The organism is Aeromicrobium camelliae (assembly GCF_003850045.1).
GTDB classification, from domain to species: domain Bacteria; phylum Actinomycetota; class Actinomycetes; order Propionibacteriales; family Nocardioidaceae; genus Aeromicrobium; species Aeromicrobium camelliae.
The window spans coordinates 90,871-103,521 of sequence record NZ_RQJX01000004.1 but is presented as its reverse complement, the minus strand read 5'-3'; the positions used below and the strand labels follow the sequence as shown (position 1 = coordinate 103,521).

General features: G+C 71.0%; 15 protein-coding genes. 4 read left to right on the top strand and 11 right to left on the bottom strand.

Annotated features, from left to right (window positions below; translation table 11 throughout):
* The first annotated feature begins 9 nt into the window (after window positions 1-9).
* Window positions 10-1,032 carry an LLM class flavin-dependent oxidoreductase gene (locus EHW97_RS04595; protein ID WP_124235991.1) on the top strand — a complete coding sequence of 341 codons (1,023 nt, stop codon included), beginning with the start codon at window positions 10-12 and terminating at the stop codon, window positions 1,030-1,032.
* Entirely contained in the window at window positions 1,029-1,844 is an 816-nt protein-coding gene (locus EHW97_RS04590) for a serine hydrolase (RefSeq protein ID WP_124235990.1), read from the top strand. The genes EHW97_RS04595 and EHW97_RS04590 overlap by 4 nt, the downstream gene beginning before the upstream one ends.
* Here the strand turns inward: EHW97_RS04590 and EHW97_RS04585 are convergent.
* Entirely contained in the window at window positions 1,816-2,391 is a 576-nt protein-coding gene (locus EHW97_RS04585; protein WP_124235989.1) for a TetR/AcrR family transcriptional regulator, read from the bottom strand. The two genes, EHW97_RS04590 and EHW97_RS04585, sit on opposite strands and share 29 nt — an antisense overlap.
* A gap of 75 nt (window positions 2,392-2,466) precedes the next feature.
* On the opposite strand from EHW97_RS04585, the gene EHW97_RS04580 reads away from it, so the two are divergent.
* Window positions 2,467-3,357 (top strand): DMT family transporter, encoded by an 891-nt coding sequence (locus tag EHW97_RS04580; RefSeq protein WP_208001886.1) that lies wholly within the window; start codon window positions 2,467-2,469, stop codon window positions 3,355-3,357.
* Between the two features lie 134 nt (window positions 3,358-3,491).
* Window positions 3,492-4,127 (top strand): hypothetical protein, encoded by a 636-nt coding sequence (locus EHW97_RS04575; protein ID WP_124235987.1) that lies wholly within the window; start codon window positions 3,492-3,494, stop codon window positions 4,125-4,127.
* 28 nt (window positions 4,128-4,155) lie between these two features.
* On the opposite strand, the gene EHW97_RS04570 is transcribed toward EHW97_RS04575, so the two are convergent.
* The 10 genes from EHW97_RS04570 to EHW97_RS04525 all read right to left on the bottom strand — a co-directional run bounded on the left by EHW97_RS04570 (window position 4,156) and on the right by EHW97_RS04525 (window position 12,650).
* A complete protein-coding gene (locus EHW97_RS04570) occupies window positions 4,156-5,166 on the bottom strand; it encodes an adenosine deaminase (RefSeq protein WP_124235986.1) in 1,011 nt (336 codons plus the stop codon).
* A 7-nt stretch (window positions 5,167-5,173) separates the two neighbouring features.
* Window positions 5,174-6,058, bottom strand: a complete 885-nt coding sequence (locus EHW97_RS04565; protein WP_166367387.1) for an alpha/beta fold hydrolase — start codon at window positions 6,056-6,058, stop codon at window positions 5,174-5,176.
* A 26-nt stretch (window positions 6,059-6,084) separates the two neighbouring features.
* Window positions 6,085-6,384, bottom strand: a complete 300-nt coding sequence (locus tag EHW97_RS04560) for a DUF202 domain-containing protein (RefSeq protein ID WP_124235984.1) — start codon at window positions 6,382-6,384, stop codon at window positions 6,085-6,087.
* A complete protein-coding gene (locus tag EHW97_RS04555) occupies window positions 6,381-6,755 on the bottom strand; it encodes a YidH family protein (protein WP_124235983.1) in 375 nt (124 codons plus the stop codon). The genes EHW97_RS04560 and EHW97_RS04555 overlap by 4 nt, the downstream gene beginning before the upstream one ends.
* A 28-nt stretch (window positions 6,756-6,783) precedes the next feature.
* Window positions 6,784-7,464 carry a 3-oxoacid CoA-transferase subunit B gene (locus EHW97_RS04550; protein WP_124235982.1) on the bottom strand — a complete coding sequence of 227 codons (681 nt, stop codon included), beginning with the start codon at window positions 7,462-7,464 and terminating at the stop codon, window positions 6,784-6,786.
* The gene (locus EHW97_RS04545) at window positions 7,461-8,153 is read right to left on the bottom strand and encodes a 3-oxoacid CoA-transferase subunit A (protein ID WP_124235981.1); all 693 of its coding nucleotides are present in this window, start codon (window positions 8,151-8,153) and stop codon (window positions 7,461-7,463) included. The genes EHW97_RS04550 and EHW97_RS04545 overlap by 4 nt, the downstream gene beginning before the upstream one ends.
* Window positions 8,150-9,331 (bottom strand): thiolase family protein, encoded by a 1,182-nt coding sequence (locus EHW97_RS04540; protein WP_124235980.1) that lies wholly within the window; start codon window positions 9,329-9,331, stop codon window positions 8,150-8,152. Before EHW97_RS04540 ends, EHW97_RS04545 begins: the two co-directional genes overlap by 4 nt.
* A 95-nt stretch (window positions 9,332-9,426) precedes the next feature.
* Window positions 9,427-10,197: an IclR family transcriptional regulator domain-containing protein gene (locus tag EHW97_RS04535; RefSeq protein ID WP_124235979.1), complete on the bottom strand. Its 771-nt coding sequence runs from the start codon at window positions 10,195-10,197 to the stop codon at window positions 9,427-9,429.
* Window positions 10,198-10,257: 60 nt separating this feature from the next.
* Window positions 10,258-11,445 (bottom strand): bifunctional 3-oxoadipate enol-lactonase/4-carboxymuconolactone decarboxylase PcaDC, encoded by a 1,188-nt coding sequence (gene pcaDC / locus EHW97_RS04530; protein ID WP_124235978.1) that lies wholly within the window; start codon window positions 11,443-11,445, stop codon window positions 10,258-10,260.
* The gene (locus EHW97_RS04525) at window positions 11,442-12,650 is read right to left on the bottom strand and encodes a lyase family protein (RefSeq protein ID WP_124235977.1); all 1,209 of its coding nucleotides are present in this window, start codon (window positions 12,648-12,650) and stop codon (window positions 11,442-11,444) included. The genes pcaDC and EHW97_RS04525 overlap by 4 nt, the downstream gene beginning before the upstream one ends.
* Window position 12,651: the final 1 nt, after the last annotated feature.

Below are 12,651 nucleotides of genomic sequence, written 5' to 3'. Positions count from 1 at the left end.
GGTGAAGTCGTGAAGAAGCGAGTCGGGTTTCTGTCCTTCGGTCATTGGCAGGCGGTGCCGGGCTCGCAGGCCCGCACCGGGGCCGATGCGCTGCTGCAGTCGATCGAGTTGGCCGTCGCCGCCGAGGAGATCGGCATCGACGGCGCGTACGTGCGCGTTCATCACTTCGCCCGCCAACTCGCCGCACCGTTCCCCTTGCTGGCGGCGATCGGTGCGCGGACCTCGCGCATCGAGATCGGCACCGGGGTGATCGACATGCGCTACGAGAACCCGCTCTACATGGCTGAGGAGGCCGCCGCGGCCGACCTCATCGCCGGAGGGCGACTCCAGCTCGGCATCAGCCGCGGGTCACCGGAGCCGGCTCAGCGCGGTTACGAGGCTTTCGGGCACGTGCCGCCGGAGGGCCTGACCGACGCGGACATGGCCCGCGCCCACGCCGAACTGTTCCGCGCCGCGATCGCCGGCGCCGGCATCGCGACGTCCGACCCGAAGATGACCGGCCAGGAGGTCCCCTTGCCGATCCAGCCTCAAGCGCCCGGCCTCCCCGAGCGCATCTGGTGGGGTTCGGGCACGCGGGCGACCGCCGAGTGGACCGCTCGCCAGGGCATGAACCTCATGAGCTCGACGCTGCTGACCGAGGACACCGGAGTCCCCTTCGACGAGTTGCAGACCGAACAGATCCAGCGGTTCCGGAGCACGTGGGCGGAGGCGGGATGGGACCGCGAGCCGCGGGTCTCGGTGAGCCGCAGTGTCATCCCGCTCCTCGACGACCGCGACCGCATGTACTTCGGCGACCGCTCCGGAGAGGACCAGGTCGGGTTCCTCGACGGCGGTCTCGCGCGTTTCGGCAAGTCCTACGTCGGCGAACCCGATGCCCTCGCCCAGGAACTCGCCCAGGATCAGGCCGTACGCGAGGCCGACACCCTGCTGCTCACAGTCCCCAACCAGCTGGGCGTGGATTACAACGCGCGACTGCTCGGCGCGCTCGCCGAGCACGTCCTGCCGGCGATCGGCTGGGAACCGAATCGGTGACCCCGGCGCTGCCGGCCCTTCCTGCCGGAGTGTCGTGGTCGGTGTGCCTGCGTGACGCCCGCACGGGCGAGGTCATCGCGGCCCACCAGCCGGACGCCGTCGTCTCCACTGCGAGCGTCGGGAAGCTGTTCGTCCTCATCGAGGCGGCGCGGCGTTTCGCGTCAGGAGAGCTCGATCCTGCCGAGCAGCTGAGCCGGGACCGCGAGGACCAGGTCGCCGATTCCGGCCTCTGGCAGGTGCTGCGACAACCGGAACTGAGCGCGGAGGACGCGTGCTGGCTCGTCGGGGCCGTCAGCGACAACCTCGCCACCAATGCGCTGCTGCGGCGGTTGGGGCTCGAGTCGGTCACGGCGTTGACCAAGACGCTCGGTTTCACCGACTCGCGGCTGCTCGACCGGGTCCGCGATCAGCGGGCACCCGACGACCCGCCCGCGCTCTCGGTCGGTACCGCCGCGGAGCTGGCCGACCTCATGGTCCGGATGTCGCGGGCAGAGGTCCTCGCCGCGCCGGTGAGTGAACAGGTGCTCGGGTGGCTGCGGGTGAACACGGACCTCTCCATGGTCGCCTCGGCCTTCGGTCTCGACCCGCTGGCGCATCGGGAGGCGGACCGCAGCGTGCGCCTGGCCAATAAGACCGGGACCGATGCGGGCGTTCGCGCCGATGTCGGCGTGGTCGGCGGACCCGACGCCGCGATCGCGTATGCCGTGCTGGCGCAGTGGGATCCTGACGGCGGCGACCGGCGCGACGATGTGCTCAGCGCGATGGCCGCCATCGGCCAGTGGGTCAGCGGACGGCTGCGGCGAGCCGACTGACGGCAAGGTCGCGTGCTCGCGCGAAGGCGTCGGGAAGCACCCCGATGCCCGCGGCGACCAGCGCCCCTTCGTGCAGGAGGAGGATCTCCTCGGCCAGCGACTCCGTCTGGTCGCCCGCCCCAGCCGCCTCGGCCAGTTCGCGGAACAACCGCAGCATCCACTGCTTCTGCCCGACGATGACCCGATAGGCGGGATGGTCGGGGTCGCTGATCTCCGCGTGCGCGTTGACCATGCCGCAGCCCTTGGTCCCGCGTTCGGCCGCCCACTCGGCTGACGCGTCGAAGATCGCGGCCAGTCGTTGCGCCGGCACCGGCCCCGCGGCCTCGATCCGCGGGTCGAGGAAGGTGCGCCACTGCGCGTCTCGATCGCGCAGATACTCGACGACGAGACGGTCCTTGGAGCCGAAACGGTCGTACAACGTCTTCTTGGTGACCCCGGCACGCTCAGCGATCGCGTCGACGCCCACCGCGTGAATGCCCTGGGCGTAGAACAGCTCCGAGGCGGCGGTCAGCACTGCGCGGGCCTTGGGTGTCAGCGTCGTCGTCATGTGGCCATTTTATACCGATCGGTATACGGTCGGTCTATGACTAAACCGATCGGTATACCAGTGGGTCGCCATGGCGTGATCACACTCGGCCTCGCCGCGCTGTTCGTGATCTGCTGGTCGTCCGGCTTCATCGGCGCCAAGCTCGGCGCGCAGGACGCGGCGGTGCCGACGATCCTGATGTGGCGGTTCCTCCCGTTGGCTCTCGTCCTGGTGCCGTTCTTCCTGAGGAACCAGTCCGGGAAGCAGCGACTGGCGCGACGCGGTGTCGGGCGCCAGGTGGCGGTCGGCGCGCTCTCCCAATCGGGGTATCTGCTGACCGTGTACTGGGCGATCGACCTGGGGGTGAGCACCGGCACCACCGCCCTCATCGACGGCATCCAGCCGCTCGTGGTCGCGGCGCTCGTCGGACCCCTCCTGGGAACGGCGGTAACGGGGCGGCAGTGGATCGGGCTCGTGCTCGGGCTGGTCGGGGTCGCGTTGGTGACGTGGGTGGACGCCACCCACGTCGCGAGCGGAACGCCGTGGTGGGCCTACGCGGTGCCGTTCGCCGGCATGGTGTCGCTCGTGGCCGCGACGTTCATCGAACGGCGCGCTCCCGCTCCGACGGCGCCGCTCAGCGCGCTGACCATCCATTGCCTGACCTCGGCAGTGAGCTTCACTGGGATGGCCGTGGTCGCCGGGGACGCGATCCCGCCGGCGACCGCCTCCTTCTGGGTCGCGATGACGTGGCTCGTCGTCCTGTCGACCTTCGGCGGCTACGGTCTGTACTGGCTGCTGCTGAGGAGGACCGGCGTGACCACGGTCAACAGCCTGATGTTCCTCGTGCCGCCCGTGACGACGGTGTGGGGAGCGGCGATGTTCGACGAACCGCTCACCGCGCTGACCGCCGCCGGGCTCGGGCTCGCGCTGGTCGCCACCTTGCTGGTCGTGGCCCCACGGCGAGAACTCTCACGCCAGCCGGCCTAAGCGTGCGCGCGGCGACCAGCGAGGCCGCGGGTGCCGACCCTGGACGCCCTCCACTCAAGCGCCTGGCAGCATGAGCAGCGAAGAAGGCAGCGCCGCGCCGTCCGCACGACGTTCGCTCAGACCAAGGAGTCACCATGTTCCGCCGCCGGCCCTTCGACGTCCCCAGCCGCAGCCGCGTGCTGGGACGGAAGTGGATGATCGTCGCCTCCCATCACGTGATCTACCCCGTGACCCGCGGAGTCGAGATCAACGCGGTGGAGGAGTACCGCTCGTCGTCGAACCGCAAGACGCTGTGGCTGAGCTTCCCCGTCGACGAGGTGCACGGCACGCGCCAGGAGCACTTCGCGGCGTCCTTGGCGGAGGCTCTATACCGCCATGATCGCAAGTCCCATGCGCTGGTCGTGGTCCAGCCCAGTACGTCCTGGAGAAGGAAGGAACCCTCGGTGATGCAGTACGGGTTCGGCCGCGTCGTGCCATCTGCGGCAGAGGACGCCGCCCCCGCTCACGTGCTCACCGTCGACCGCCCTGGTTGCTCGCATCCGGAGGACAAGCGCACCGTGTCGATCGGGGAGTTCGGTCGAGGCGTGAGCACCCGGTTCCAGGATCCGGTGACGGAGCGGCTCGATCCGGCTGAGCTGAACCGCGCCCTGAGTTCCCTCTCGCCGAGACTCCTGGCGAGTCGAGGCCTCATCACGCGGATGAGTCACACGATCCACCCTGAGCTGAACGGCATCCTCGAGGACATCGGCAAGCACAACGCTTCCCGATGAGAGCGCTGGGAACTCGACCGTCAGCCGATCAGCTCGCGTAGCGCTCGATCTCGTCGAGGATCTCCCGCTGCACGGAGTCGTCGGCGAAGCTGGCGCGAACGGCGCCCCGGGCCAGGTCGGCGACCCCTCGTTCGTCCAGGCCGAGTAGTTCCGCGGCGACCGCATACTCGCGGTTGAGTGTGGTGCCGAACATCGGCGGGTCGTCGGAGTTGATCGTCACCGGAACGCCGGCGGCCACGAGGGCCGGCAGCGGATGCTCCTCGAACGACGGGGTCGACCGGGTGCGGACGTTCGAGGTCGGGCACACCTCCAGGACGATGCCGTGCTCGGCGAGGTACTCGAGGAGTCGGGTGTCCTGGGCCGCGGAGATCCCGTGGCCGATGCGTTCGGCGCCGAGGAACCGGATGGCCTCCCAGATCGTCTCCGGTCCTGTCGATTCCCCGGCATGCGGCACCGACCGCAAGCCGGCCGCGATCGCCTGCTCGAAATGCGGGGCGAACTGTGGCCGGGGAACGCCGATCTCCGGGCCGCCGAGGCCGAACGAGACGAGACCCTCCGGCCGCAGCCGCAACGCCGTCTCGAGCGTGACGTCCGCGGCCTCCAGGCCCGACTCGCCGGGGATGTCGAAGCACCAGCGCAACGTCAGCCCGAAGTCGCGCTCGGCAGTGCGGCGCGCGTCCTCGATGGCCTCGACGTACGCCTCGGCGGAGATGCCGCGGACGATGGACGTGTACGGCGTCATCGTCAGCTCGGCGTACCGCACGTTCTGGCCGGCCAGGTCCCGCGCGACCTCGTGCGTGAGCGTCCAGATGTCCTCGGGCGTGCGGAGCAGATCGACGACCGACAGGTACACCTCGACGAAGTGCGCGAAGTCGGTGAACGTGAAGTACTCCGCCAGCCGTTCCGGGTCAGCGGGGACCGGGGTCTCGCCCGCGTGCCGCGCAGCGAGCTCAGCCACCGTGCGCGGCGAGGCCGAACCGACGTGGTGGACGTGGAGTTCGGCCTTCGGGAGGCCGGCGATGAAGTCGTCGAGGCTCACCTCGTCATCATGGCATCGCCGACACGAAGCGCTCGACCTGCTCCACGACGACCTCCGGCTGCTGTTCGGGCACCCAGTGTCCGGCGCCCTCGACGACCCGCACCTCCACGTTCGGAGCCTCGGCCCGGCGGACGAGCTCGGGAGCGAGCACGCCGTCGTCACGGCCTGGCAGGAGCAGGACGGGAAAATCCGTGGGCACCGGGCGCGCGTAACGACCCCGCAGCGCGGCCGGCATCTCGTGGGTGAGGAAGCGCCGGTACATCGCCACGCCCGCGCGTGCCCGCGCGGGTTCGCGGAAGCGCTCGAGGTACACCTTCTGCTCGTCGCTCGCGAGGCGACGCCCGCGCCCGGCTCCGAGGCGGAACACGAGGCGCAGAAAGCGCTGCTTCATCGCGGTGTGCGCGAGGTAGCCGAGCGGACCGCCGACCACGAGCTGATAGCCGAACCGCCAGAGGTCGCGCAGCGGGACGGTGGCCCACGGGGCGACGATCGCGATGCCGACGACGCCGTGCAGTCGCTCCGGGGCCAGCGAGGCCGCGACGAGCGAGACCCATCCGCCCCAGTCGTGCCCGACGAGCACCGGCCGGTCGAGGCCCAACTCGTCGAGCAGCGCGAGCAGTTCGCGGGCCAGCACCCGCTTGTCGTAGGCGTCGCCACGAGCGCGGGGTGCGGCACTCCAGCCGTGGCCGCGGAGGTCGACCGCCACGACGTGGTGCCGTCGGGCGAGCACCGGCATGACGTCGCGCCAGATCCACCAGTGCTGCGGCCACCCGTGCACGAGCACGATCGGAGGGCCGTCGTGCTCGGTGCCGCCTTCGACGACGTGCAGGCGGACGCCGTTCACATCGAGGCTGCGTTCAGTGAAACCTTCGAGAGCGGGCGGGAGAGCCATGCTCCTCATGGTGGCAGACCGGCGCGTCAGATGGTGGCGACCGCGATGAGCGCGAAGATCGCCAGGACGGCCACCCCGGCCGTCGTCAGGATGATGCTCGCTACCGCGCGGTCCGCGTTCTCCCGCTCGAGGGTCTGCGTGGTGTACCGCTTCCGCTGCGCAGTCGAGATCGCGAACGCGAAGGCCGCGCTGACCACGACCGGCGCGAGGACGAGCGGGCCGGCGGTCGGGGCCCAGCGCAAGAAAAGAGCGCCGACGATGAGCAGCGAGAGGGCTGTGCGGCCCCATGCCAACCGCGTGCGCTCGGGTTGCGTCTCCAGGCTCACGTCAGCACCAGCGCGACGACCACGCCGGCGGCGAGCACGGTACCGAGCGCGAGCAACGGAAGCAGCGCCGGCGGCGGGAGCGGCGCATGGCGGCGCAGGCTGTTCTCCACCCGGCGCCACCGCGCGCCCGCGCTGAGCGCGATGAAGAGCCCGATCGCCACCACGATGAGCGAGACCGCGCGGCGCAGTCCGGGGTGGAAGAGCTCGTCGCCGAACGCTTCGAGGGCGACGCCGGCGGCGATGAACGCGAGCGCAGTGCGAATCCACGCGAGGAACGTCCGCTCGTTGGCGAGCGTGAACCGCGGGTCCGGTTCCTCGCCACCGGGGAGCAGCCACTGAGCCAGACGGCTTCGGGACTCGTCAGCGCTCACGACCCGAGCCTAGTCGTGGCCGGCCGGGTCAGAGCGTGCGCAGGTCGATGTCGAGACGCTCGTCGAGCTCCTCGACACTCATCCCGAACGTCTCCACGACCGTCGCGCCGTCAGCGCCGACGAGGAACAAGGCGCGATCGGTGTACACGCGGCTCACGCACCCCACTCCCGTCAGCGGATACGTGCACTCGGACACCAGCTTCGCCGTCCCGTCCTTGGCGAACAAGGTCATCATCACGAAGACGTCCTTGGCGCCGATGGCGAGGTCCATCGCGCCACCCACGGCGGGGATGGCGTCCGGTGCGCCGGTGTGCCAGTTGGCGAGGTCGCCGGTGGCGCTCACCTGGAACGCGCCGAGCACGCACACGTCGAGGTGGCCGCCGCGCATCATGGCGAACGAGTCGGCGTGATGGAAGTACGCCGCGCCCGGAGGCTCGGTGACGGGAACCTTGCCCGCGTTGATGAGGTCCGGGTCGATCTCGTCGCCTTGCGCGGCCCGCCCCATGCCGAGCATGCCGTTCTCGGTGTGCAGCACGACGCCACTGTCGGCGCTGAGGTGATCGGCGACCGTCGTCGGCTGGCCGATGCCGAGGTTGACGTAGGAGCCCTGCGGGATGTCGCGGGCCACGAGGGCGGCCAGCTCGTCCTTGCTCAGCGGGCCGCGGTCGAGGTGCTCGAGGGTCTGGGTCGCAGCGACGGCGATGCTCACGACGCCACCTCCTGGGAAGCGAGGGCGGACAGATCGAGGATGCGGTCCACGTAGATGCCCGGGGTCACCACGGCCTCGGGGTCGATCTCGCCGAGCCCGACGGTCTCGCGGACCTCGACGATCGTGGTGCGGGCCGCGGTGGCCATCACCGGCCCGAAGTTGCGGGCGGTCTTGCGGTACAGCAGGTTGCCCATCGGGTCGGCCGTCTGCGCGCCGATGAGGGCGTAGTCGCCCTGGATCGGGTACTCCAGCACGTAGTCGCGGCCGTCGATCGTGCGTCGCTCCTTGCCCTCGGCGAGCGGCGTGCCGACCCCGGTGGGGCAGTAGAAGGCACCGATCCCGGCACCGGCGGCGCGCATGCGCTCGGCGAGGTTGCCCTGCGGGACGACTTCGAGCTCGAGCTTGCCGGAGCGGTAGAGGTCGTCGAAGACGTAGGAGTCGTGCTGACGCGGGAACGAGCAGATGACCTTGCGCACCCGCCCGGCGGCGAGCAGGGCCGCGAGGCCGGTGTCACCGTTCCCGGCGTTGTTGCTGACGATCGTGAGGTCGGAGGCGCCTTGCTCGATCAGCGCGTCGATGAGCGTGACCGGCATGCCCGCCATGCCGAACCCGCCCACGAGGACGGTCGATCCGTCCTCGATCCCGGCGACCGCCTCGGCGGGGGAGGTGACGATCTGTGCGCGGCTCACGCAGCCTCCTCGTTCTCCAGCACGACGGCGAGACCCTGGCCGACGCCGATGCAGATCGCCGCGACGCCCCACCGCTCGCCGCGCTCGCGCAGCACGTGCGCGAGAGTGCCGAGGACGCGTCCGCCGGAGGCGCCGAGGGGGTGGCCGATGGCGATCGCGCCGCCCTTGACGTTGACGATCTCCGGGTCGACCTTCCAGGCGTCGACGCAGGCCAGCGACTGGACCGCGAAGGCCTCGTTGAGCTCGACGGCGCCGACGTCGCTCCAGCTGATGCCGGCGCGCGCGAGGGCCTGGTTGGCCGCCTCGACGGGCGCGTATCCGAACATCTGCGGCTCGAGCGCTGCGGCACCGCGGCCGGCGATGCGGGCGATCGGATCGACGCCGATCTGGTCGCGGGCGCGTTCGGAGCCGATGACGAGGGCCGAGGCTCCGTCGTTGAGCGGCGACGCGTTGCCGGCGGTGATGAGACCGTCGGGCCGGAAGGCCGGGCGGAGCGTCGAGAGCTTCTCCACGGTGGTGCCCGGGCGGATGCCCTCGTCGCGGGTCAGCTCGACACCCGGGACGCTCACGGTGAGGTCGTCGTAGAAGCCGTCGTTCCAGGCCGCGTCCGCGAGGGCGTGCGAGCGCGCGGCGAACTCGTCCTGCCGCTCCCGGCTGATGCCGAACTTGTCGGCGAGCTGCTCGTTGGCCTCGCCCAGGGAGATGGTCCATTCCTTCGGCATCTCCGGATTCACCAGACGCCAGCCGAGCGTGGTGGACACGGCGGTGACGTCACCGGCCGGGAAGCCGCGATGGGGCTTCGGCAGGACCCAGGGCGCGCGTGTCATCGACTCGACGCCGCCGGCGAGGACGACGTCGGCGTCGCCGGTGTCCACCGTGCGCGAGGCGATCATGGCCGCGTCGAGGCTGGAGCCGCACAGGCGGTTGACGGTGGTGGCCGGGACGCTCACGGGGAGCCCGGCGAGGAGGACGGCCATGCGTCCGACGTTCCGGTTGTCCTCACCGGCGCCGTTGGCGTTGCCCCACACGACGTCGCCGATGGCGGCGGGGTCGAGTCCGGGCGTCTTGCTCAGCACGCCGGTGACGGCGGTGGCGGCGAGGTCGTCGGGGCGGACCCCGGCGAGGGCGCCGTTGAACTTGCCGAACGGCGTGCGGACGGCGGCGTACAGATGAGCCATGAGAGTCTCCTTCTGTTCGCTATGCGAACACAAGTTCGTGGAACGAACGTCGCTACTGTACCCCGCCCTCCCCAGGGAGATCAACGAGCACAGGCTCAGTTCAGGCCGTGCTCCGCGACGTCTTTGCTCACGGCAGCGGCGCACTCCAGCAGCGCGGCGAGCGCCTCCTGGTGCCCTTCGCCGGTGTCCGTGTGCGTCATCGAGATGTTCACGGCAGCCACCGTGGAGCCGTTCCGGTCCCGCACGGGCGCCGCCATCGAGGTCAGCCCCCGCTCGAGTTCCTGGTCCACGAGACACCATCCCCGCTCGCGCACCCGGTCGAGCTCGTCGCGCAGTGCCGGCTCGGTGTGCAGCGTGCGCGGCGTGCGGGGAACCAGCGTCGCCTCGGCGAAGTAGGCATCGAGGGCGGGAGCGTCGAGGGCCGCGAGCAGGACCCGTCCCATCGAGGTCGCATAGGCGGGGAACCGGGTGCCGACCGTGATCCCGACACTCATGATGCGACGGGTGGCTACCCGCGCGACGTAGACGATCTCGGTGCCGTCGAGGACGGCGGCGGAAGTGGACTCGCCGAGTGCGGCGGACATCCGCTCGAGGTGCGGCTGCGCCAGCTGCGGCAGACCGAGTCCGGAGAGGTAAGCGGTGCCGAGCCGCATGACCTGCGGGGTGAGCGCGAACGTCTTGCCGTCGGTGCGCATGTACCCCAGCTCCACCAGCGTGTGGAGGAACCGCCGCGCGGTCGCCCGGCTGAAACCGGTGCGCTGCGCGACCTCGGTGAGCGACATCTCCGGGTGCTCGGAGTCGAACGCCGTGATGACCGCCAGTCCCCGGGCAAGGGACTGGACGAACTGGTCGCCGGGCGGGTTCATGTCGTCAGCCTAAACCTCGAACGCCGCGACTTCGGGCGAGCGGGCGGCGGAGAGGACCTCTCACTCCGCCGGCTCGGCCAGGACGCGCTGGGCGATCTTGAAGGCGTTGTTCGCATCCGGGACGCCGCAGTAGATCGCGCACTGGAGGATGAGTTCCTTGATCTCGTCATCGCTCAGCCCGTTGCGCTTGGCGGCGCGGACGTGCATCGCGAACTCCTCGTGATGCCCGCGAGCGAGGAGCGCGGTGAGCGTGATGAACGATCGGGTGCGCCGGTCGAGCCCGGGGCGGGTCCAGATGCCGCCCCAGGCGTACTGCGTGATGAAGCGCTGGAACTCCTCGGTGAAGTCCGTGATCGAGGCGGTCGCCCGGTCGACGTGAGCGTCGCCGAGCACCTCGCGGCGCACCGACATCCCCGCGTCGTACACCTGCTCGCTCGTGGCGCCGGTCGTCAACGCGGTGACGACGTCGCCCGCGCCGGTGAAGTGCTCCAGCAGCAGTACGCCCACCTCGTGCGGCCGCTCGGCCGGAGGCAGATGGGCCACGCCGTCGAGGACGACGAGCCGGCCGTGCTGCACCGCGTCGGCGATCTGTCCGAGGCTGGCCGGCGGTGTCGGCCCGTCCTCGGCGCCCGCGATCGCGAGGACGGGCGCACCGATCTGCCCGAGTCGCTCGCGGACGTCGAAGGTCGCCAACGCTTCGCACACCTGCGCGTAGCCCTCGGCGTCCGCGTCCTGGAGCGAGTGCAGCAACTCGGTGGCGACCTCCGGCTCCCGTTCCATGAAGCCCGGGCCGAACCAGCGCTGCGCCGACCCGGTCACCATCGACGGTGTGCCGCTGGCCCGGACCGTGGCGGCGCGTTCGCGCCAGCCGGACTCCTCGCCGATCTTCGCTCCGGTCGCGAGCAGGGCGGCCGAACGGACTCGATCGGGATGATCGAGCAGCAGCTGCAGCCCGACGGCGCCGCCCACCGAGTCGCCCGCGTAGTAGAAGGGCTCGCCGGGCGCGAGGGCGTCCGCGAGCGCGACGACGCCGGCGGCCAGCTCGGCCATGGTGAACGGTTCCCCCACGGTCGTGTTGGCTCCGTGCCCGGGCAGGTTCCACGCCACGACATGGAAGTCCGCGGCGAGCGGCGCGGCGGCCGCCGACCACAGAGCGGTGGCGCTCGTGCCCAGCGAGGGCCCGAGCAGTACCAGCGGCCCCGTCCCCGCGGGGCTGAGCTCGACACCGGTGATGCGGGGAACGGTCATGCAGGGTCCTCCTCGAGGAAGTCGCGGATCGAGGACACCGCGGAGTCCGCCAGCAGCGGCGCGATGCCCAGATAGGAGCTCGACGGGAGGCGTCCGGTCAGCTTCACCATCGACTGTTGCTCCGCCTCGACCCCGGTGGCCGAGGCGAGGTTGAAGGACATGCGTTCGACGTCGACGCGCAGCCCGCCGAGCAGGACCTCCGCGTGACGGGCGGCGACCAGGGTGCGGCGGGCCAGCAGGCGGAGCGCGTCCCACTCGGCGTGCCAGGCTCCGGCGGCCCGCTCGTCCTCCATCGTCGCGGCCGCCAGGTGCAGTGTCTGCGCGAGACCCGGGGCGACGAGGGCGGTGCGGCGCAGGAGGACGGACATCACCGGATTGCTCTTGTGCGGCATGGTCGACGAGCCCCCGCCCGTGCCCTCGCTGACCTCGCCGATCTCCGGGCGGGTCATCACCAGGACGTCCGCGGCCACGTGCCCCCACGCATCCGTGCACGTCACGAGCGCGTCGCCGATCTCGGTGAGGCGGCCGCGGGAAGTGTGCCACGGCAGGCTCGTGTCGAGCCCGAGGCGTTCGGCCGTCTCGCGGACGAGGGCGAGGGCGACGGCCTGGTCGCCGGAGAGCTCGGTGGCGGCCGCCATCGTTCCTGCCGCCCCGCCGAGCTGGACCGGCAGCGAGGAACGCACTCGCCGGAGCCCGGCAGCGGCGTCGACGATCCCCTCGCCCCACCGCGCGACCTTGGCCCCGAAGGTCTGGGGCACGGCCGGCTGCGTCAGGGTCCGGGCCACCATCGGAGTGTCACGGTGCTCGGTAGCGAGCCGGACGATCGCCCCGAGTTGTCCGCGGACCGCCTCGTCGATCGCGTTGATGGCATCGCGGGCGCACAGCACGAGCGCCGTATCGAGGACGTCCTGGCTCGTCAGCCCGCGGTGCAACCACCGCGCCGTCTCCCCATCGGTCCGCTCGCGCAGCAGCGCGACGAGCCCGATCACCGGGTTGCCGCCCGACTCCGCGCCGGTCGCCAGACCCACCACGTCGTCGTCGCCGACGAGCCCGGTCAGCGCGCCCGCGGCGCTCGCAGGTGCGACGCCGTTGGCGACGAGCGCGCCCAACCAGGCGTCTTCGACAGCCACCATCGCCTCGACGATCGCCGGATCGGAGAAGACTCGCTCCGCCCGCTCGTCGCCGGGCCACAACAGATCAGTCACG